Origin of the sequence: Streptomyces uncialis (assembly GCF_001905345.1) — a bacterium.
GTDB lineage: Bacteria > Actinomycetota > Actinomycetes > Streptomycetales > Streptomycetaceae > Streptomyces > Streptomyces uncialis.
The window spans coordinates 1-21,221 of record NZ_LFBV01000001.1 but is presented as its reverse complement, the minus strand read 5'-3'; the positions used below and the strand labels follow the sequence as shown (position 1 = coordinate 21,221).

The following is a 21,221-nucleotide window of genomic DNA, read 5'->3' as shown; positions in this document are numbered from 1 at the left end:
ATGACGGCGCCGCCCGTGACGGGCGCGGGGGCCGGGGACGCGGCCGTGGTGCTGGGCGCGTTCGGCGCGCTGGGAGTGCGGGTACCGGACGCGGAGCCGCCGGATCTGGCGGCGGCGGGACCGCAGACGCTGTGGCTGGTGGAGGACGGGGCGGTGGACCTCTTCGCGGTGGACACCGCAGGTCCGGGGCACTGGCACTTCCTGGGGCGGCTGGGGCCGGGCACGCTGCTGCTGGGTCCGGCGGGCGGTCCCCGGCACACGCTGGTGGCCCGTCCGCTGCGGGGGTGCGCGCTGCGCCGCGTCGGCCTGCGGGAACTGCCGTGGCCGGTGGGCGGAGGATGGCCGGCGGCGGGGACGGGCACGGAGTACCCCGGGGCGCTGGAGTACGCGTTCGCGCTGGGGGTCGGCCGTGCGCTCGGCACCCTCTTCGCCGGTCCGCTCGGTGACGGCCCCGTGGCGGACGGCGGCGTGGCGGACGGCGGCGCCGGGGACGCCGTGCTGTGGCCGGAGGTCCCGCCGGGCGCGGTCGCGTACGGGCCGGACCCGGCCGGTGGCGCCGCGGGCGAACTGCTCGTCGACGCGGGGCTGTGGCGGCGGATGGTGGAGCAGCAGCGGCGGTTGCTGACCGCGCTGGACCGCTGGATCGAGGAGCTGGAGCGCGGCCACGAGGACCGGGCGGCGGCCGGGGTACGGGCGGGTGAGGCGGTCCGCGCGGAGGCGGACCGGACGCTGGTGGACGCGCTCGCCGACGGAGCCGCGCCGACCCGGGAGCGGCGCCGACCCCGGGGTCCCGGCGGCACGGACGCCGCGTACGCGGCCGTACGGGCGGTGGGCGCGGCGGCCGGGATCGCCGTCGCGCGGCCCCGGCCGGGCACCGGCCCCGACGAGCGGACCGACCCGGTGGAACGGATCGCGCGCGATTCGGGGGTGCGGACCCGCCGGGTGCGCCTCGACGGCCGGTGGTGGCGCCGTGACATGGGTCCGCTGGTGGGGTTCCGGTCGGCGGGCGGGACGCCGGTGGCGCTGCTGTGGCGGCGCGGCGGCTACGAGGCGGTCGGCGCGGGACCGGGCCGGGGGGTACGGGTCGGTGCGCGGGACGCCGGGGAGTTCGAGGACCGGGCGGTGATGCTGTACCGGCCGCTGCCCGACCGGCCGCTGGGTCCGCTCGGGCTGCTGCGGTTCTGTCTGCGGGGCAGCGGGGCGGATCTGCGGCGGCTGGCGCTGTGCGCGGTGGTGACCGTGGTGCTGGGCGCGCTGGTGCCGATCGCGACGGGCCATGTCCTCGGGGTACTGGTACCGGCCGGGGACCGGGCCGCGATCGGACGGCTGTGTCTCGCGGTGATCACGGGCGGGGTGGTGACTGCGGCGTTCCTGCTGACGCAGAACCTCACCGTGCTGCGGCTGGAGGGCAGGATCGAGAGCGTGCTCCAGCCCGCCGTGTGGGACCGGCTGCTGAGACTGCCCACCGGGTTCTTCACCCGGCGGGCCACCGGCGAACTGGCGGGCGCGGCGCTCGGCGTCGGCACCATCCGGCGGCTGCTGTCGGGGGTGGGCCCGGTACTCGTCCAGGCGGGCACCCTCGGCGCGGCGAACGTCGTACTGCTGTGGGTGTACGGGGGCCCGCTGGCGCCCGTCGCACTGGGTGCGCTGGTGGTGATCGCGTGCTCGTTCCTCGGGCTGGGGCTGTGGCAACTGCGCTGGCAGCGCAGGCTGGTGACGCTCGGGAACAAGCTGGGCGACCGGGCGTACCAGACCCTCCGGGGGCTGCCCAAGCTGCGGGTCGCGGCGGCGGAGGACTACGCGTACGCGGCGTGGGCGCGGGAGTTCGCCCACAGCCGGGAGCTCCAGCGGCGGGTGGGACGGATCAGGAATGTGTCGGCGGTGCTCGGGGCGCTGTATCTGCCGGTGTGCACGCTGGTGATGTTCGCGCTGCTCGCGGGTCCGGCCAGGGGGTCGATGCCGGCGGGTGACTTCCTGACGTTCAGCACCGCGCTGACCCTGACGCTGATGTCGGCGACCCAGCTCACCGGGGCGCTGGTGTCGGTGGCCGCCGCGTGGCCGGTGTTCGAGGAGATCCGGCCGGTGCTGGACGCCCGGCCGGAGGTGGGCGCGGGCCGGGTCCGGCCGGGGGTGCTGGCGGGGGCGGTCGAGGCCCGGGACCTGTCGTTCCGGTACACCGACGAGGGTCCGCCGGTCCTGGACGGGGTGTCGTTCGCGGTCCGGCCGGGCGAGTTCGTGGCGGTGGTCGGCCCGAGCGGCTGCGGCAAGTCGACGCTGCTGCGGCTGCTCATCGGCTTCGACCGGCCGCTGTCCGGCTCGGTGCTGTACGACGGGCAGGACCTCGCCGCGCTGGACACGGCGGCGGTGCGGCGGCAGTGCGGGGTGGTGCTCCAGGACGCGCAGCCGTTCACCGGGTCGGTCCTGGACTGTGTCCGGGGCACCGAGGCGTTCAGCGTGGAGGAGGCGTGGGAGGCGGCCACGATGGCGGGACTCGCGGACGACATCCGGCGGATGCCGATGGGTATGCACACGATGGTCGCGGGCCCGGGCACCGTCTCGGGCGGCCAGCGGCAACGGCTGATGATCGCCCGCGCGCTGATCCGCCGCCCCAGGATGCTGTTCCTGGACGAGGCGACCAGCGCCCTCGACAACGCCACCCAGCGTGTCGTGATCGACAGCACCCGGGCCCTGAACGCCACCCGGCTGGTCATCGCGCACCGGCTGTCCACGGTGCTGGACGCGGACCGGGTGCTGGTGATGGACGGGGGCCGGATCGTGGCCGAGGGCCCGCCGTCGGTACTCCTCGCCGACACCGGCGGGCCGCTGCGGGAGCTGGTACGGGAGCAGTGGGGGGACGGGTGAGGCCCGTCCGGTCCGGGTGGTCCGGTAGCCCGGCCCCCGTCCGGTCCCCCGGTCCCCCGGTCCCCCGGTCCCCCGGTCCCCCGGCTCCCGCGGTCCGTCCTCGGTCGCGCCGGTGCCCCCGCCGATCGCCCGGGGCGGGTCCGGGCCGTTCGGGGGGAGGGTCGCACCGGCCGAAGGCGGGGCAAATCCCTACGACCGGTACGGGTCTGTGTACCGGTCCTGAATCAAGCACAACCCCCGTGCGACCAACGGTGTCTGAACAGGCATCATCGTGAGCGGGCACGCCGGGGGGCGGCACAACACACCTCTTGCCACGTGCCGTTCCGGCGATCATCGCGACAACTGTTCTCACGGGGAGGGCATTTCATGCGCACCATCTCGCACCCCACCGGCCACCGACGGAGCCGCACGGCCCTGGCGGGGGTCGTCCTGGCCGGAGCCCTGACGGGCTCGGTGATGATCGCGGCGCCCGCCGCCGTCGCGGCGCCCGCGCCCAAGGTCGTCTATCTGACCTTCGACGACGGGCCGGGCGTCCACACCCCCAAGGTGCTCGACCTGCTCAAGCAGCACGGCGCCAAGGCGACGTTCTACCAGACCGGCGCGAATGTGACGGCGAACCCGGCGACGGCCAAGCGGGCGCACCGCGAGGGCCACAGCGTCCAGAACCACACCTGGTCGCACGTGGATCTGCGGACGGTCTCCTGGTCGAAGTTCAAGTCGGAGGTGACCCGTACGGACACCGCGATACGTACCCACACGGGCAAGACCCCGACCTGTCTCCGGCCGCCGTACGGCGCGGTGAACCAGACGGTCCGGGACCGGGCCGCGGCACTGCGCAAGGGGGTGCGGCTGTGGTCGGTGGACACCCGTGACTGGGCGCGGCCCGGCCGGGCGGCCATCGAGTCCCGGGTGCTGAACAACGTCCGCAACGGCTCGGTGGTCCTGCTCCACGACGGCGGCGGTGACCGCAGCCAGACGGTGGCGGCCCTGCCGAAGATCCTCAAGACGCTCAAGTCCAAGGGCTACACCTTCGGCAAGCAGACCTGCTGACGGAACGGCCACCCGGGCGGCGCCCCCGGCGCCGCCCACCCACCTGTCCGCCCGCCCGTCCGCCCGTCTGCCGCCGCTGCACGGTGCCGGATCAGCCGACGGGCAGCGGGGGCAGGGCGGCTCCGTGCACCCAGTCCGCGAAGACCTCGTCCAGCGGCCCGTCCGCGTACCGCGCGGCGTGCGCCTCGAACGTGGCGGTGGTGACCGAGCCGCCCCGGTGCTGGGCGGTCCAGCCGCGCAGCATCCGGAAGAACGCGTCGTCACCGAGGGCGTGGCGCAGGGCGTGCACGGCGAGGCCGCCGCGTTCGTAGACCCGGTCGTCGAACATATGGCGGCGGCCCGGGTCCGCGAGCCGCAGGTCCAGCGGCAGTCCGGCGAGCATCCGGTGCGCGACGGAGGCCAGTTCGTCCGCGGTGCGCCCGCCGGAGCGTTCCGACCAGATCCACTCGGCGTACTTGGCGAGCCCTTCGTTGAGCCAGATGTGGCGCCAGTCCGCGATGCCGACGCTGTTGCCGAACCACTGGTGGGCCAGCTCATGGGCGATGAGCCGTTCCGAACCCCGGGCGCCGTCCACATGGTTGGTGCCGAACAGGGACATCCCCTGGGCCTCGACGGGGACGTCGAGTTCCTCGTCGGCGACGACCACGGTGTACTCACCGAACGGGTACGGGCCGAACAGCTCCCCGAACAGCTCCATCATGCGGGGCTGGCGCGCGAAGTCCCGGGAGAACTCCGGCAGCAGATGCGACGGCAGATGGGCGGACTGCGGCACCCCGCCGAGCCCCGGGTCACCGAGCAGCACCGTCTGGAATTTGCCGATGGCGAGGCCGACGAGATAGCTGGAGGTGGGCGCGGCCTGCTCGTACAGCCAGGTGGTGGTGCTGGCCCGGGTGGTGCGGGTCAGCAGCCGTCCGCCGGCCACCACGCCGTACGCGGACGGGGTGGTGACGGCGAGCTGGTACGAGGCCTTGTCGGCGGGCCGGTCGTTGCAGGGGTACCAGGAGGGCGCGCCGACGGGCTGGCTCGCGACGAGGGCGCCGTCGGTGAGTTCCTCCCAGCCGAGACCGCCCCAGGGGCTGCTCACCGGCTTGGGGTTGCCGGACCAGTGGATCTCCACGGTGAACGCCGCCCCGGCCCGCAGGGGTTTCGTGGGCCACAGCCGCAGTTTGCCGCCCCGGTGGGTCCAGCGCGGCTGGCGGCCCTCGACCCGGACCCGGCCGATCCGGAAGTCGGCCAGGTTGAGCTGGAACTCGGTGAGCGGGGCGCGGCCCGCTATGGCGCCGAGCCGGGCGGTGCCCGCGAGGCGGTTGGGCCCCGGGCGGTAGTCGAGCGAGAGCTCGTAGCGGTGGACCCGGTAGCGGGCGTCGCCGTTCGCCGGGAAGTACGGGTCGGGGGCCGGGGGCCTTGGGCCGTTCACTCGTGTGTCCGCTCCCTGCGCTGTGCTCGGGCGGTGTGCCGCTGGCTCGCACGGCGCCCGGTGTGCTGGTGGCGGGCCGCCGGTCAGGACCGCCACGCCTCGATCGGGTTGCCCAGCCAGCGGGTCTCGGCGGGCACCGATTCCCCGGCCATGACCAGGGACGCGGGGCCCAGTGTGGAGCGGGCCCCGACCGTGCTGCCGGGCAGCACGATCCCGTTCGGGCCCAGGGTGGCGCCTTCGCGGAGGTCCACAGTATCCGTCCGCAAGATCCTGTCGTGGAAGAGGTGGGTCTGGAGGACGGAGCCGCGGTTGACGGTGGCGCCGGTGCCCAGGGTCACCAGGTCGGTCTCGGGCAGCCAGTGGCTCTCGCACCACACGCCGCGGCCGATCCGGGCGCCGAGGGCGCGCAGCCAGAGCGTGAGGAGCGGGGTGCCGGGCACGGCCCCGGCGAACCACGGTACGGCCAGGACCTCGACGAAGGTGTCGGCGAGTTCGTTGCGCCAGACGAAGCCGCTCCACAGCGGGTGCTCGCCGGTGCGGTGGCGGCCCACCAGCAGCCATTTGGCGAGGACGGCGACGAGCGCGGCGGTGAGTCCGGCGGTCAGCAGCACCGCGCCGGAGAGCAGGGCGGCGGCCCCGGGTCCGAGGGTGCGGGCCAGGGCGCTGAGGGCGAGGACGGTGAGCACGGCGAGGGCGGTGGAGCAGAAGACGGGCACCAGACGGCACAGTTCCACCAGACCGCGCGCCCACAGCAGCCGGGCGGGCGGTTCGTAGGTGCGGCTGTGGTCCGCGTCGGCGGCGGCGCGCGGCAGCCGTACGGGGGGCAGTCCGAGGTAGGAGCTGCCCTTCTTGGCCTTCTTCGGGGTGGCGGACAGCACTCCGACGAGACCGCCGTCGGGGACGCTGCGGCCGGGCGCGGTCATCCCGGAGTTGCCGAGGAAGGCGCGGCGGCCGATCTCGGCGCGGCCGATCCGCAGCCAGCCGCCGCCGAGCTCGAACGGCGCGGTGAGGGTGTCGTCGGCGAGGAACGCGCCGTCGCCGACGGTGGTGAGGCTGGGCAGCGCGAGGACGGTCGACACCTCGGCGCCGCGGCCGACGCGCATCCCGAGCAGCCGCAGCCAGACGGGGGTGATGAGTCCGGCGTACAGCGGGAAGAGGGTTTCCCGGGACAGGTCCATCAGCTGGGTGACGGTCCAGGCCTGCCAGCCGGTGCGGCTGTGGGCGGGGTGGGTGCCGGTGCGCAGTCCGAGGCTGAGCAGGCGTACGGCGGTCAGCAGCAGCAGCGCGTAGCCGAACCCGAAGGCGAGGGCCGCCGGGAGGACGGCGACGAGGGCGCCGCGCAGCGCGTCGGCCGGTCCGGCGCCGGGGGCGACGAACACGGCGGCGACGAGGAGCGCGGGGACGGCGGCGAGCAGCGGGAGGGCGAGCAGGCCGAGGCCGGTGGCCCCGTACATGGCGCGCCAGCCGGCGGAGCGGGGCGGGCGTTCGCCGGGCCAGTCGCGTTTGGCCTTGCCGAGTTTGACGGCGGGGGCGCCCGCCCAGCGCTGTCCGGTGGGGATCTGTCCGGTGACGGCGGAGCCGGGGGCGACCTCGGCGCGCTTGCCGACGCGGGCACCGGGGAACAGGAGGCTGCGGGTGCCGACGACGGCTCCGGCGCCGACCCTGACGGCGCCGATGTGCAGCCGGTCGCCGTCGAGCCAGTGGCCGGACAGATCGACCTCGGACTCGACGGCGCAGCCCCGGCCGAGTCTGAGCAGTCCGGTGACGGGCGGCAGCGAGTGGAGGTCGACGTCGGGGCCGATCCGGGCGCCCAGCGCCCGGGCGTAACGTTCCAGCCAGGCGCCGGTGAGGGCGGTCGCGCCGACGAGCTCGGCGAGCCGTTCGGCGGTCCACAGCCGCAGATGGACGGCTCCGCCGCGCGGGTAGCGGCCGGGGCCGACGCCGCGCAGCAGCAGCCGGGCGCCGCCCGCGGCGAGGGCGAGCCGGCCGGGCGGGCTGAAGAACACGGCGGCCCCGGCGGCGACCAGCCACCAGGACGCGGTGGGCGCCCACGGGTAGGCGCCGAAGAGGTGCAGGACGTTGCCGAGGGCGAGCACCCCGACGGTCCAGCGCAGTCCGGCCAGGGTGAACAGCGGGAGCAGCAGCAGGGTCTGGAGGGCCTGGGCGCGCCGGGGGACGGGGGTGACGGTCCGGGTGGTGGTGTCGTCCTGGGTGGACTTCTCCAGCCGTCGGGCGAGCTTGCGCAGCACGGGCTGCTGGTAGATGTCGAGGACGGCGGCGCCGGGGTGGCGGGCGCGCAGCCGGGTGGTGAGCTGGGCTGCGGCGAGGCTGTTGCCGCCGATGGCGAAGAAGTCGTCGTCGGCGCCGGTGACGGGCACGCCGAGGATCTCGCTCCATTGTTCGGCGAGCCATGCCTCGGTGCCGTAGAGCTGTTCGGCGGGGCCGCCGGTGGTGAGTCCGGGCAGCGGCCAGGGCAGGGCGTCGCGGTCGACCTTGCCGGAGGTGCGGGTGGGCAGTTCGGCGACGGGGGCGAGCAGCGGCACCAGGGCGGCGGGCAGCTCGGCGCGCAGCCGGGCGACGGCCGCCGGGTGGTCCCAGCCGTCCTGGGTGACGAGGTAGCCGACGAGGAGCTGGTTGCCGCCGCGTGCGGTGCGGACCGCGGCGGCGGCCCCGGCGACCCCGGGCAGCGCCTGGAGGGCGGCGTCGACCTCGCCGAGTTCGATCCGGCGTCCGCCGAGCTTGATCTGTTCGTCGGCGCGGCCGAGGAAGACCAGCCCTTCGGGTTCGGCCCGGACGAGGTCGCCGCTGCGGTAGGCGCGCGGCCAGCCGAGGGCGTCGAGCGGCGCGTACTTCTCGGCGTCCTTGACGGGGTCGAGGTAGCGGGCGAGTCCGGCGCCGCCGATGACGAGCTGCCCGGTGGCGCCCATCGGGACGGGGAGTCCGGCGTCGTCGACGACGGCGAGGTCCCAGCCGTTCAGCGGCAGGCCGATCCTGATGGGTTCGGCGCCGGTGAGCAGGGACGCGCAGGCGACGACGGTGGCCTCGGTGGGGCCGTAGGTGTTCCAGACCTCGCGTCCCTCGGTGACCAGCCGCTGGGCCAGCTCGGGCGGGCACGCCTCACCGCCGAAGATCAGCAGCCGGACGTCGGCGAGGGCGTCGGGCTCCCAGAGCGCGGCGAGCGTCGGCACGGTCGACACGACGCTGATCTCCTGCTCGACGAGCCAGGGCCCGAGGTCGGCGCCGCTGCGGACCTGGGCGCGCGGCACGGGCACCAGACAGGCGCCGTGCCGCCAGGCGAGCCACATCTCCTCGCAGGAGGCGTCGAACGCGACGGAGAGCCCGGCCATGACGCGGTCGCCGGGGCCGATGGGGTCGTCGGTGAGGAACAGCGTGGCCTCGGCGTCCACGAAGGCGGCGGCACCACGGTGGGTGACGGCGACGCCCTTGGGGGTGCCGGTGGAGCCGGAGGTGAAGATGATCCAGGCGTCGTCGGCGGGGGTGGGGCGGGTGCCGCCGGGGTTGGGTACGGGACGGGTGCCGGGGGTGGGCGCGTCGGCGTGACCCTCGGAGGTGGCGGGGTTGCCGTGGGTGACGGACGGGCCGCGAGGGGTGGCGGCCCGGTCACCGGAGGTGCCGACCGGGCTGCCGGGGCCGGTGGCCGTGGCGGAGGCGGCGGTGGGGGTTCGCGCGGCCGAGCCGGTCCGGGCGGCGGTGGTGACGGTGGTGGTGGCAGTGGACGTGACAGCCGTGGCGGCCGGAGCGGTGGCCGTGCGCGTCGGGGAGGGCTTGGAGGACTTGGCCGTGCGCGCGGCGGGCGGGGGGTCGATCCGGTGTCCGGCGCCGATCACCGCGTGGACGCCCGCCTCCCCGAAGACCAGCTCGGCCCGCTCGTCGGGGTCCTCCGCGTCCACGGGGACGTAGGCGGCTCCGGCGGCGAGGACCGCGAGGATCGCGACGTACAGGTCGTTGGTGCCGGAGGGGACGCGGACCCCGACCCGGGCGCCGGGGCGTACGCCGGAGTGCGCGAGGCGGCGCCGGAGCGTGTCGACCTCGGTGGCGAGCGCCCGGTAGGTCAGCCGGGTGGTGCCGTCGTCGAGGGCGGGCTCGCCGGGGTAGCGGCGTACGGAGGCGTCGAGGATGTCGACCAGGGTGCGGGGCGGGGCGGCGGGACCCGCGGTGAGGACCGCGGGGGCGGGGGGACCGGGGGCGGTGCCGGGCGGGGGCGGGGCGAGATCGTCGCCCTCCGGTGCGGTGGCGGGTGTCGTCGTGGCCATCGGGTCCTCGCGTCTCGTTCCCGGGATGTCCCGGGCGCTGGCGGGCCCTCAGCTCTGCCTGGGGTTGTTCCGGTCCAGCACCAAACAACCAGGCCCATACTAGTCCGGGGCGAATGATCCCTCTCTGTGCAAGGCGTCCGTACAGGGGTGTCGTTCACCACGCGTGATTTCCGTGTTCCGGAAGGCGGCGCGGGGCGCGGCGGGGGGGAATACGGAAAGCGGGTGAGGAATCGTCTGCCGGGAAGTCGTGCGGAGTGCACCGGGAATTCGCCCGGATTTCCTCGCGGGCGCGCGTCGGACGGCACGGGAACACACGCGGGGCATAAGGGTGAACACGGAACGCGAGCGCGGACGCGGTGGCCGGACGACGCGTCGGGGCCAGGAACGGGGTGTCCCGGACGGTGCGCGGGTGATCCGTCAGAGATGTTCGGTGATCGCATCCAGATGCGGCAGATCGTGGTCGAGGCGTTCACGCTTGGCGCGTTGATAGGCCAGGTTCTCCTCGCTCGGCGGGATCAGCAGCGGAACACGTTCGGCGACCTTGATGCCGTGCCGCAGCAGGGCTTCGCCCTTGCGGGGATTGTTGGACAGCAGACGCACGGAGCGCACTCCGAGATCGTGCAGCATGTCCGCCGCGACGGTGTAGTCACGGGCGTCGACGGGAAGTCCGAGGGCGATGTTCGCCTCGACGGTGTCCATTCCGTCGGCCTGGAGCCGCATCGCCTGGAGTTTGGCGAGCAGACCGATCCCGCGCCCCTCATGGCCACGGAGATAGACGAGGACACCGGAGCCCTCGGAGGTGATCGCGCAGAGAGCCGCGTCGAGTTGTCCGCCGCATTCGCAGTGCCGGGAGCCGAAGGCGTCACCGGTCAGGCATTCCGAATGCAGCCGGGTGAGGACACGTTCCCCTTCGATGTCCCCGTGGACGAGGAGCATCTGTTCCTGGCCGAGGGCGTGGTCCCGGTAGCCGACGGCCAGGAACTCGCCGTGACCGGTGGACAGACGGACCCGCACGACACGCTCGACACCGTTGACCGGCACGACGGACCGGCCGCTCCCCGCGTCCGCCACGTCCCCCGTGAGTTCTCCGGCGACGGCACCGCCGACGCCGCCGTTTTCCGTGATGGCTGCTGTCATGGGCAGACCATAGCCGTCAGCACCCCCCTCCTGGGGGCGGAAAACGTCGTAAAAAACATCATCAACCACCCATTTCCGGCTCCTGCCCCGGGAGTTGGGCGCGGCGCGTACGCTGCCCCTGCCGTGGCGCCCGCCGAGTCGCCGGCAAACGCCGTACGCCATGTCACCGCGCACCGCGACCGTCCGTCCGCCACACGGCCGTGCTGTGCGACGGACGGGACCCGAGGGACAGGAGAGAGATGAAAGAACCGGCGCCCGACCGCACCGCCGCCCTGCTCCTGCCGACGGAGACGACCACCGAGGTGTCCGCACGGGACGCGGATGTCGCCGTTCTCCCCATCGGCAGTTTCGAGCAGCACGGACCCTGTCTTCCCCTGGTGACGGACACCGTCGTCGCCTGTGCGCTGTCCCGCCGGATAGCGGCGGCGCATCGTGTGCTGTCACTTCCCCCGATCACCGTCTCGTGTTCCCATGAACACGCCGACTGGGCCGGTACGGTGAGCATTTCCGCCGCTACCCTGTACCACATGGTCCGGGACATCGCGGATTCCCTGCGGAGGTCCGGAATACGTTCCCTGGTACTGGTCAACGGACACGGCGGGAACTACGTCCTGCGCAATGTCGTCCAGGAATCCGCCGGATGGGGAATCCGCATGGCGCTTTTCCCGGAATCCGCCGACTGGAAGGCGGCGCGGGAGACCGCCGGGATATCGACCTCCGCGCACGACGACATGCACGCCGGGGAGATCGAGACCTCGATCCTGCTGCACACCCACCCCGAACTCCTGCGCCCCGGCCATGAATCCACCGACCGGTCCGCCGGGGACCGCAGACATCTGCTGACCCTCGGAATGCGGGAATACACCACGACCGGTGTGCTGGGCAGACCCTCCCGGGCAACCGCGGAGAAGGGCGCGGCCCTGCTGGACTCACTCACGGAATCCTTCGGCGCGTACCACGCACTGCTCCGCGGACCCGGCGCCCAGGACGGGGACGACTCATGAACCACCCTCTCTCCCCCACCCCGGGGAACGACCCCGCGGACACTCCCGGAAACGACGCAGGGCCCCTCGCCGACGGCCGTGCGCATTCCCCCTCCGCCGAGGCACCCGACACACGGTCACATACCCCGGAATCCCTTCCACCCGCAGCGGAGTTGTCCGGGGACGAGGCATGGCGGCGGCTGCTCGACGTGCGCGCCCCGGCGGACGCCCGTGCCGCCGGGCTCGTCGCCGGACCGGACGGCGGCTGGCGCTGGGCCGGGCCCGCGAGCACCGAGGCGGCCGACCTCGCCGACCGCTACCTCCCGCTGTGCCTCGCGGGGCCCCGTGTCACGTTCGCCCAGCTGGGGCAGAGCCTCGACGGATTCATCGCGACCCGCACCGGGGACGCCGACTACGTCACCGGTGAGGAGGACCGCCGTCATCTGCACCGGCTGCGGGCGCTCGCCGACGCGGTCCTGGTCGGCGCGGGTACGGCCGTCGCGGACGATCCGCAGCTCACCGTCCGGGCCTGCGCGGGCGCCCATCCCGTCCGGGTGGTCCTGGACCCCCGGGGGCGCGTCCCGGCAGACCGCCGGGTGTTCACCGACGGATCAGCGCCCACCCTGTGGCTGGTGGGCCCCGGCAGCGGCCCCGGGCGGCCCGTCGCCGACGGGGTGACCGTGCTGCGGCTGCCGGACGACGACGCGTTCACGCCCCGCCGGCTGGTCGCCACGCTGGCGCACCGGGGGCTCGGCCGGGTTCTCGTCGAGGGAGGCGGGGTCACCGTCTCCCGCTTCCTGCACGGCGGCGCCCTGCGGCGGCTGTACGTCACGGTCGCGCCGGTGCTGCTCGGGGACGGGGTGCCCGGGCTGCGGTTCGACGGGCCGGACGTGATGCGCGAGGCACGGCGTCCCCCGCTGCGGCGCGCCCGCCTCGGGGAGGACACCCTCTTCGAGCTGGACCTCACGGACGCGTAGCGGGCGGCGCGGGGAGCGGCCCGGCCGTGCGCACCAGCGTGCCGGTAGGACCAGGGCACCGGGCAGGGCCGCGACGACGGCGAGCACCCCGTACAGCACCGAGACCGTGAGGCCCTGGGCGGCGCCGAGCCCGGCGGCGCCGAACGCCCAGGCGGTGACGCCCTCCCGGGGACCCCAGCCGCCGATGTTCAGCGGCACGGACATCGCGAGCAGCGCGAGGACCATCAGCGGCAGCAGCACGGCGAACGGGGCGGTGACCCCGGAGACCCGGGCGGCGAGCCAGAACAGGACGAGGTGCCCGGCGAGCACGGCGGCGGAGACGCCGAGGACGGCGGGGGCGGTACGGCGTCCGTACAGGGCACGGCGGTCCGCCCGGGCGCGGGTGGCGGGGGTAGCGGGGGCGGCCGAGGTGGCTCGGACGGCACCGTGGGTACCGGCGGGAGCGGCGGGAGCGGCGGGAGCGGCGGGGCGGGCATCGGCCCCTGCGGCGGCACGGGCGCGTAGCGCGACGACGAGTGCCGTCGCCCCGCAGCCGACCGCCAGGACGGCCGCGGTCCACGGGCCGGTGAGCGCCCGCCGGGCGTGGTCGGCGGCCGGGGACGGGAACGTGGTCAGGACCACGGCGGCCACCGCCAGGAGGACGAGCTGTCCGGCCGTGCGTTCCAGGACCACGGCCCGCACGCCCCGCCCCAGTTCCCCGCTGCCCCGGCCGTGCCGTACCGCGCGGTCCACGTCCCCGACGATCCCGCCGGGGAGGACCGAGTTCAGGAAGAGGGCCCCGTAGTAGTCGGCGACGGCCCTGCCCAGCGGGAGGCCGAGGCCCAGCGCGCGGGCCACCAGGTGCCAGCGCCAGGCGCTGAGCACCGTGGTGAAGGCGCCGAGAGCCAGGGCGGCGAACACCGCGTCCGGGGTGACGCGGGTCAGCCCTTCGGTGACGGCGGAGGTGCCGAGCCGGGACAGCAGCAGGGCCAGGATCGCCGCCCCGGCGAGCGGCGGCAGCCAGGTCCGGAGCCTGCCCGGCGGATCGCGTTTCGGGGTGTGGCCGTGCAGGGCGGGGTTGGGCGGGGCGTGACCGGGTGGGGCGTTGCCGTCGGAGCCTTGTCCGGACTTGGCGTCGCCGTCGGAGCCATGACCGGGCGGGGTGTCCACGGGCGGGGTGCTGCCGCCGTGCGGGGACCGTGCCGTATCCGTACCGGCGTCGTCCGTACCCGTACCCGTACCCGTGTCCGTACCCGTACAGGTGCTCGCCGGACGGGCGGAAAGTGCGGGTGCGGGTGGGGGTGATGCCGGGGTGGTGCGGGGGTCAGGGGGTGGGGGCATGGGGGGTGCGGCTTCCTCGGGGGAGGGCGAGGACGTCGGCGTGGTGGACGGTCACCCGCAGGTCGCCCGTCGCGCAGGCGGCCAGCCGGCGGGCGCGGTAGGCGTCCAGCCGGGCGGCGAGGTCGGGGCGTTGATCCCGGGCGGCGCCGGTCCAGCCGCGCAGCCATTCGGCGGTGAGGGCCGCATGGGCGGGCCCCAGGCGCCAGGGGCTCTCGTGCACCCGGACCGTCATCCCGTGCCGGGTGAAGGCGGTGGTCGCCGCCTCGACGGCGCCGGGTCCGAGCAGCCCGGAGCGGCGCTGGTGGGCGTTGAAGGCACGGGCGACATCCGCGTCGAACGGGTCCGCGGGGGTGAGTTCCACCCGGCCGACGACGGAGAGGGTGAGCAGCGCCGGGCAGCCGGCACCCGCGCAGGCCGCCGCCAGCCTGTCGACGGTGTCCGAAGTGACGATGTCAAGAAAAGCAGACATCGTCATCAGTGAGGCACCGGCGAGGGCGGACGCCGTCAGCCGGGACACGTCCCCGCCGCGGGTGGCCACGGTCACCGGTGAACCGTCGGCGGCGGAGCGGGGTGTCCGCTCGGCGGCAAGCCGGGCCAGGTCCGGGTCGTGGTCGTGCAGCACCCAGTGCTGTGCCATGGGGAGCCGGGGCACCAGCCAGCGGGCCATGGACCCGGCGCCGCACCCCAGGTCGTGGACGACCAATGGAGTTCCGGACCGCGCGTGGGCGACCAGTCCGGGCCGCAGCGGTCCGAGGAGCGCGGCGGAGCGGGCCGCCGCGTCGGCGGGTTCGCGCAGGGCCAGCCAGTCGGGGGTGAACCTCGTGGGGTCGGCGGTCGCCGTCACACCGCGCTCCAGGTGTCGCGGCGGAGCTGTTCGAGGACCCCGGACAGACTGCGGGCGGTGGTGGCCCAGCCGTCGAGGGAGGTGCGGCGTGACCGGGCGGCCGCCTTGAGCCGCTGGCGTTCGTCGTGCTCGTCGAACCAGCGGCGGACGGCCGTGCCGAGGGCGGCCGGGTCGGTGTCCGGCAGCAGGACGCCGGGAACGCTGCCGTCGGGTGCGCGCCCCACCGCTTCGGGCAGCCCGCCGATCTCGGTGACCAGGACGGGGATGCCCCGGGCGAGGGCCTCCGTCACGGCCATGCCGTAGGTCTCGCTGTCGGAGGCCAGGACCATCAGATCGGCGCGGGCATAGCTGGCGTTCAGCTCGGCGCCCACCTGGGGCCCGGCGATCCGTACCCGGCCGGTGAGCCCCAGTTCGTCGACGAGGGCGCGCAGCCGGGACACATAGCCGGGGTCCTGGTCGAGACCGCCGACCAGGACGCAGCTCCAGGGCAGGTCCGCGACCGTGGCCAGCGCGCGGACCAGCCGGTGCTGTCCCTTGCGCGGGGTGAGCGAGCCCACGCACAGCAGCCGGGAGATCCCGTCGGTGCCGGTCGCCAGGGGCGCGATGTCGGTGCCGGGGGCGGCGACATGGACCCGGCGGCTGGCCAGCCCGTGGTGGCTGACGAGCCGTTGAGCGGCCCAGTCGCTGGTCGCGACGACCGCGGCCGCGGCGCGCAGCGTGGTGCGTTCCAGGGCGTCGAGCTCCGCGGCGGTCGCCTCGTCGAGCCCGCTCTCGTCGGCGAGCGGGAGGTGCACCAGGACCGCCAGTCGCAGGCGTTCGGCCTCGGCGACGACGGTCTCGGGCGCCGGACAGGCCACGATGCCGTCGAGGAGCACGACCGCGCCGTCCGGCAGTGCGGCGAGGGTGTGGGCGAGGCGGGCCGTGGCGACGGCGTCGGGGCGGGGCCAGTCGCCGTCCACGGTGTGCGCCCGGACGTCCCAGCCGAAGCCGGACAGGTCCAGACTCACCCGCCGGTCATAGGTGTTGCCGCCACTGGGCGCGGCCGGGTCGTCGACACCGCCGGGCATCACGAAGTGCATCGGCCGGGCGTCGGTCGGGACGATGCGGGAGGACGAGGAGACGGAGGTACCGGCGGCCGTACTGGTACCCGTACCGGCGGACGCACTGGCGGACCTACCCGTACCCGTACCCGTGTGCGCGGGCGTACCGGCCGAGGTACCGGCAGTCGCACCGGCGCCGGGGCGGGCGGGACCCACGGGCGGGACGGCCTGGGACGTGGCTGCCTGGGATGTGACGGCGGCGGGTGTGTCCGTGCGGGTCACAGGGCACGCTCGTAACTCGCCCAGGCGATGTGCGACTCGTGGAGGGTGACGGTGATCCCGGCGAGTCCGCGAGCGCCCTCCCCGAGCGCGCCGGAGGCGGCCCGGTCCGCGAGCCGGTCGGCGATCACCTTGGCGAGGAACTCGGTGGAGGTGTTGACGCCGGTGAAGTCGGGCTCGTCGTCCAGGTTGCGGTACGTCAGCGCGGCGACGACCGTACCGAGTTCGCGGGTGGCCAGCCCGATGTCCACCACGATGTTGTCCGCGTCGAGTTCGGCGCGACGGAAGGTGGCGTCCACGAGGAACGTGGCCCCGTGCAGACGTTGCGCGGGCCCGAAGACCTCGCCGCGGAAGCTGTGGGCGACCATCAGATGGTCACGGACGGTGATGCTGAACAACGGTTGACCCTCCAGTACGGCATGTCGGTGCGCTGCCGGGGCTCCTGTCCTATACGGCTGCCGCCGGTGTCTCGTTCAGCGAAGTCACCTCCCGGAACCACGGATGTCGTACGGATGTCGTACGGATGTCGTACGGATGTCGTACGGATGTCGTACGGGTGGGCTACGCGGGTGCGCCGGTCAGCAGGGCTGGGGGTCACGGCCCGGGTCACGGCCCGGCCGCGGCGGCCGGAGTGGGCCCGGGTCACCGACCTGGCCCCGGCGCGGTCACAGCCAGGGGCACGGCCAGGATCGCGGCCCGGACAGCCTCTCCGGGCGCCGCTCCGGTCACGGGGCCCACCGCCCCTCGCTCCCGTAGACGACACGGTGGCAGAGTCCGGGCAGTTCCCCCGCCGCGATACGCGCCATGTCGCGAGGCAGGTCGTCGAAGGCGGACTCGCCGGTGATCAGCGCGTCGAGGGCGGGGTCGGCGAGCAGGTCGAGCGCGAGGGCGAGCCGGTCGCGGAAGTCCCGCCGGGAACGGCGGGCCGGTGACACTGCCCCGACCTGACTGGCGCGCACCACCAGCCGCCCCGAGTGGAACGCCTCCCCCAGCGGCAGCGACACCTTGCGGTCGCCGTACCAGCTCAGTTCCAGCACGGTGCCCTCCGGCGCGAGCAGTTCCAGGGACCGCGCCAGCCCGGCCTCGGTGGCGCTGGCGTGGACGACGAGGTCGCAGCCGCCGAGCGCGTCGTCGGGCGCCGCGAACCGCACCCCGAGCGCGTCGGCGACGGCGGCCTTGGCGGGGTCGGCGTCCACGAGTTGCACCCGTACGCCGGGGAAGCGGACGAGGAGGGCCGCCACACAGGCGCCGACCATTCCGGCCCCGACGACCGCGATCCGGTCACCGACCAGGGGCGCCGCGTCCCAGAGGGCGTTGACGGCGGTCTCCATCGTCCCGGCGAGGATCGCGCGGGCGGCGGGAACGGTGCCGGGGACCGGGGTGACGGCGGTGGCGGGGACGACGTAGCGGGTCTGGTGGGGGTACAGACAGAACACGGTCCGGCCGAGGAGCGCGGCGCAGCCGCCCTCCACCACACCGACGTTGAGATATCCGTACTTCACGGGCGCCGGGAAGTCTCCCTCCTGGAAGGGCGCGCGCATGGCAGTGTGCTGGCTGCGGGGTACCCCTCCGCGCAGCACCAGGGTCTCGGTGCCCCGGCTGACCCCGGAGTACAGGCTCCGCACGACGACATCACCGTCCCCCGGTTCGGGCAGGGGCACTTCGCGGATCTCCCCCTGCCCGGGTGCGCGCAGCCAGTAGGCACGGGCGGTACGAGCGCCCGCCGGACCGGTACCGGAACCCTGTCCGGTACCTGCGGGGTGAGGTGCGCTGAGGACCAAGGAACAGCTCCTGTCGCGGGCGTGGCGCGGATGGGGCGGGCGGGCCGGGACAGCACTGGTGGTGAACGGTCCCGGTCGGCCCCACGTACTGAGAGCAGAGACCGCGAGTACGGTACGCGGCGGGAATCAGCCCTGTCACCAGGGCGGAAGGTGCGCGATGGCCCTGAACCAGGCATCTGGCGAGGACGGAACGCGGCTGGCGCGGCATGACATCGCGGCGGGCGCGGTGGCGCAGGTGCTACTGCTCGCGCTGCTGGCCGGGACCGTCGGGCTGGGCCCGGCGGGACGGCTGACGGGGCTCGTCTTCGCGGTGGGGACCTGGGTGCTCCTGATCCGCGCCCTGCGCCGGGCGCGGCCCGGCCCGTTCGGTCCGGCGAACCGGGTGACGCTGGCGCGGGCGACCCTGGTCGGCGGGGTGACGGCCCTGGTGGCGGACTCGCTCGACGGCCCGCCCCGGGTGGCGGCGCTGGCGGCGCTGGCGGGGGTGGCCCTGATCCTGGACGCCGTGGACGGCCTGGTGGCCCGTCGCACGGGGACGGTGTCGGAGTTGGGCGCCCGGTTCGACATGGAGGTGGACGCGTTCCTGATCCTGGTGCTCAGTGTGTACGTCTCCGCCCGGCTGGGGGTGTGGGTCCTGCTGATCGGACTGATGCGGTACGGGTTCGTGGCCGCCGCGCGGGTACTGCCCTGGCTGAACGCCCCGTTGACGCCGAGCACGGCCCGCAAGTCGGTCGCCGCGCTCCAGGGCGTGGCCCTCCTCGCGGCCGCCACCTACCTCCCCCGGCCGCTGACCCTGCCCGTGATCCTCCTCGCCCTGACCACCCTGACCTGGTCCTTCGGCCGCGACATCCACACCTTGCACCGAACCCGCCCCCTCCGGGACCCCACACCCCGGGAGTCGGCGACGGTGGGCTGAGGTCATCGTGCCGTGAACTCCCCCGAGTCCAGGTACGGTTGGCTGCGCGGCACCGGGCCGGAAACGGATTCGGGCACCCGACCCGCGATCCGGCCACGGCTGGCGATCCGGACCTCCCGAGACCTGCCTCCCATGCCCCGCCGTCCCTCCGCCACGCCATGGCCGGCCCTGCTCGTCCCGGCCAAAGCCGTGAACCTCTACCTCGCCTACGCCGTGGTCACCACCACGCCCGGCGGAGCCTGGGACGAGAACACCCTGACGGGCATCGAGACGGCCTGTTCCCTACTGCTCCTGACCGCCGCACTCACCGAGTCGCTCAACTACGCCGCCTTGCGCCACCGGGCCCTGCCGCACCGGTGGCTGATCCTGGCGACGTGCCTGCCGACGGTGGCGTGCGTACGGTGGGGCCGCATCGTCCAGCGCTACCCGGGGTAGCGGACCCGAGTCAGGCCAGGGAGCGATCCGCGCCCAGCGGCGCGGTCCGGGTCCGAGGCCGCCGGACACAGCAAAAGAACCCCAGGTGACCTGGGGTTTCACCTTATGCCCGAGGGGGCTGGATCTCTTCGCCCGCGCACCAGCTCCAAGTCGCTCTGACCGGGGGAACGCTCATCTAGTGGCGGCAACTCCCAGCGATTCCGATGACGCACCGCACCGTGACTCGGCCGGCAACTGTGAACAGCTCACCGATAGCTCTTCGGCGGACTTGCCACCCACGCTCGATCGAGAGAATCATCCCAATTGCCGTCCCGATCAAAACTCGCGGCCCGGCAGCCACGAGACATGGGTGCCGCAGCGCTGTGGCGCCAGGGAGTGTCCCCAATCCGGGCGATAGCGTGACCGCAGTATCGGCAGGACGCTTGTCCCATCAACTCATCATTCAGCCGATCAAATTGTGCGGTGCGGTCGGTCACCTCCTCCATGATGCCCCGCAGCACCTCCTCGGCGCTGGAAACCCCCGCTGAAGAGATGATGTCGCGCACGAGTGCCGCCGCCTCGATCGCGATGTCGGCCCGCCGGGCGGCATCGACCAGGTTCTGTGCACCGTGGCTCTCGGGCGACTTGCGCATCGTCCACTCCGCCAACTCAATCGACAGACGGCCTGACGCCGCCGACTCGTGATTGTCAGCCTCGCGCTCCGCTACTCCGTCTCTCAGGCGTCTGCGGGCCACTTCGAAGGCCCACGCTTCGGTGGATGCCTTCTTAGGAACGTTGAAGTGAGTGCTGGTTGCCGAGTCCATCACCGTGTGGAACTCTTCCATCAGCGCTCCCCAGTGGTAGCCGCCGGCGAAGTCCTCCGGGCACCAGCCGTAGTGACGCATGAGTTCGTCACGGACCCGGTCGAAATGACGCAGGCTCTTCCGTACCGATCCGCGTGTTTCAATCTGAAGGCCAACGCGTTCCGCCTTCGCCAGTATCTCCGGGTCCACGCCTTCCCACTTCATATGGCCGTCGCGTTCACAGGCGTAGTCGACCCAGGACCAGAACGCCTCGGCGTCCGCGACATCGGGAGCCTCACGGTGATGGCGCGGGCAGAGGAGGGCAAAGTTCCGCACATCGTTGGAGCCGCCGAGCGACTCGGGGACTACGTGGGCCCTCTCCACCGGCGCCTGCCAGCAGATCAGGCAGATCGGCTCATCGAGGCCAAGATAGTCGGCGATAGCACGGACCGGCGGTCTGGACCGCCGCTGGTCAGGACTGCTGTCCCGGTTACGTACACGCAACTCACGGTGGTCGTAAGAGTGTTCACCGTAGGGGTCTCGTACGTTGAGGACATCAGGGATGTCTTCGCGTTGCGACTCAGGGTTCCTCACATGATAGAGCGGTGTGCTGATCTCTGTGAGATACGGACAGAGGAACCCCAGCAAGAACTCGCGGATGATCTCCAAGGCATCGGCGTCATAGCCGCCGGCGGCGTTGCGGTGCCCCTGGATGTCGAGGTAAACGTAACGTGGAGCGCCAGGGCTTGTCGCTGCGGCCTTCTTGAGGATCGAGAAGAGGCGGGTGGCACACTTGGCGAAGTCCTCTTCGACTCGCATGTCGTGGTACAGCGCGATGCCCTTCGGCTTCGCATCGACTTCCGGCCGCACAGGACGGGCTGCGTTCTGCGTGGCCTCGGACCGGGAAGACTGAGCCGTCATCGGGTTCTGCTGGATTTCACTCATGGCCGCACGCTAACCGTCGCCCCTGACAGTCAGAGTTCGCGGCGCCTGGTCCGGGCACGAGGGGCGCACACCATGGTCGGACTCTGGCGACAAGTGCTAGACGAGTCATTCCGAACGATCAGTGGTCGTAGGCGATCAGTGATCGTGTGACCGGCTGGCGGGTTTTGTGGTTGTGCCAG

The 21,221-nt window shown here is 73.7% G+C and carries 14 protein-coding genes and 1 pseudogene; 6 read left to right on the top strand and 9 right to left on the bottom strand.

Annotation, left to right across the window (positions count from 1 at the left end; all coding sequences use genetic code 11):
- A complete protein-coding gene (locus AB852_RS00075) occupies positions 1-2,862 on the top strand; it encodes an NHLP bacteriocin export ABC transporter permease/ATPase subunit (protein ID WP_073782310.1) in 2,862 nt (953 codons plus the stop codon).
- Between the two features lie 366 nt (positions 2,863-3,228).
- Positions 3,229-3,912 carry a polysaccharide deacetylase family protein gene (locus AB852_RS00070; protein ID WP_079184186.1) on the top strand — a complete coding sequence of 228 codons (684 nt, stop codon included), beginning with the start codon at positions 3,229-3,231 and terminating at the stop codon, positions 3,910-3,912.
- Positions 3,913-4,003: 91 nt separating this feature from the next.
- On the opposite strand, the gene AB852_RS00065 is transcribed toward AB852_RS00070, so the two are convergent.
- From AB852_RS00065 to ribA, 3 genes are all read right to left on the bottom strand, one after another.
- The gene (locus tag AB852_RS00065) at positions 4,004-5,329 is read right to left on the bottom strand and encodes a M1 family metallopeptidase (RefSeq protein ID WP_073782308.1); all 1,326 of its coding nucleotides are present in this window, start codon (positions 5,327-5,329) and stop codon (positions 4,004-4,006) included.
- 83 nt (positions 5,330-5,412) lie between these two features.
- Complete coding sequence (locus AB852_RS00060) at positions 5,413-9,603, bottom strand: Pls/PosA family non-ribosomal peptide synthetase (RefSeq protein ID WP_079184185.1); 4,191 nt, start codon at positions 9,601-9,603, stop codon at positions 5,413-5,415.
- A 417-nt stretch (positions 9,604-10,020) separates the two neighbouring features.
- Positions 10,021-10,740 (bottom strand): GTP cyclohydrolase II, encoded by a 720-nt coding sequence (gene ribA, locus AB852_RS00055; protein ID WP_099279933.1) that lies wholly within the window; start codon positions 10,738-10,740, stop codon positions 10,021-10,023.
- Between the two features lie 239 nt (positions 10,741-10,979).
- Here ribA and AB852_RS00050 point away from each other — a divergent pair, with 239 nt between their 5' ends.
- Both AB852_RS00050 and AB852_RS40325 read left to right on the top strand, forming a co-directional pair.
- Entirely contained in the window at positions 10,980-11,744 is a 765-nt protein-coding gene (locus AB852_RS00050) for a creatininase family protein (RefSeq protein ID WP_073782306.1), read from the top strand.
- Complete coding sequence (locus AB852_RS40325; RefSeq protein WP_079184184.1) at positions 11,741-12,700, top strand: RibD family protein; 960 nt, start codon at positions 11,741-11,743, stop codon at positions 12,698-12,700. The genes AB852_RS00050 and AB852_RS40325 overlap by 4 nt, the downstream gene beginning before the upstream one ends.
- Before the next feature lie 126 nt (positions 12,701-12,826).
- Here AB852_RS40325 and AB852_RS00040 read toward each other — a convergent pair.
- The 5 genes and pseudogenes from AB852_RS00040 to AB852_RS00020 form a co-directional block, all read right to left on the bottom strand.
- A pseudogene (locus AB852_RS00040) lies at positions 12,827-14,020 on the bottom strand (lysylphosphatidylglycerol synthase transmembrane domain-containing protein); the annotation flags it as partial.
- On the bottom strand, positions 14,004-14,864 hold the full coding sequence (locus AB852_RS00035) for a class I SAM-dependent methyltransferase (RefSeq protein ID WP_073782300.1): 861 nt from the start codon (positions 14,862-14,864) through the stop codon (positions 14,004-14,006). The pseudogene AB852_RS00040 and the gene AB852_RS00035, both read right to left, overlap by 17 nt.
- Positions 14,861-15,943, bottom strand: coding sequence for a glycosyltransferase family 4 protein (locus tag AB852_RS00030; protein ID WP_073785097.1), 1,083 nt, complete (start codon positions 15,941-15,943; stop codon positions 14,861-14,863). The genes AB852_RS00035 and AB852_RS00030 overlap by 4 nt, the downstream gene beginning before the upstream one ends.
- A 239-nt stretch (positions 15,944-16,182) precedes the next feature.
- Positions 16,183-16,581: a 6-pyruvoyl trahydropterin synthase family protein gene (locus tag AB852_RS00025; RefSeq protein ID WP_073782298.1), complete on the bottom strand. Its 399-nt coding sequence runs from the start codon at positions 16,579-16,581 to the stop codon at positions 16,183-16,185.
- Between the two features lie 327 nt (positions 16,582-16,908).
- Positions 16,909-17,844 (bottom strand): zinc-dependent alcohol dehydrogenase, encoded by a 936-nt coding sequence (locus AB852_RS00020; protein ID WP_245876541.1) that lies wholly within the window; start codon positions 17,842-17,844, stop codon positions 16,909-16,911.
- 277 nt (positions 17,845-18,121) lie between these two features.
- On the opposite strand from AB852_RS00020, the gene AB852_RS00015 reads away from it, so the two are divergent.
- Positions 18,122-18,880 carry a CDP-alcohol phosphatidyltransferase family protein gene (locus tag AB852_RS00015; protein WP_073782296.1) on the top strand — a complete coding sequence of 253 codons (759 nt, stop codon included), beginning with the start codon at positions 18,122-18,124 and terminating at the stop codon, positions 18,878-18,880.
- A 132-nt stretch (positions 18,881-19,012) separates the two neighbouring features.
- Positions 19,013-19,315 (top strand): hypothetical protein, encoded by a 303-nt coding sequence (locus tag AB852_RS00010; RefSeq protein WP_073782294.1) that lies wholly within the window; start codon positions 19,013-19,015, stop codon positions 19,313-19,315.
- A 245-nt stretch (positions 19,316-19,560) separates the two neighbouring features.
- Here AB852_RS00010 and AB852_RS39445 read toward each other — a convergent pair whose 3' ends face one another.
- On the bottom strand, positions 19,561-21,042 hold the full coding sequence (locus AB852_RS39445) for an HNH endonuclease (RefSeq protein WP_073782292.1): 1,482 nt from the start codon (positions 21,040-21,042) through the stop codon (positions 19,561-19,563).
- Positions 21,043-21,221 lie beyond the last annotated feature (179 nt).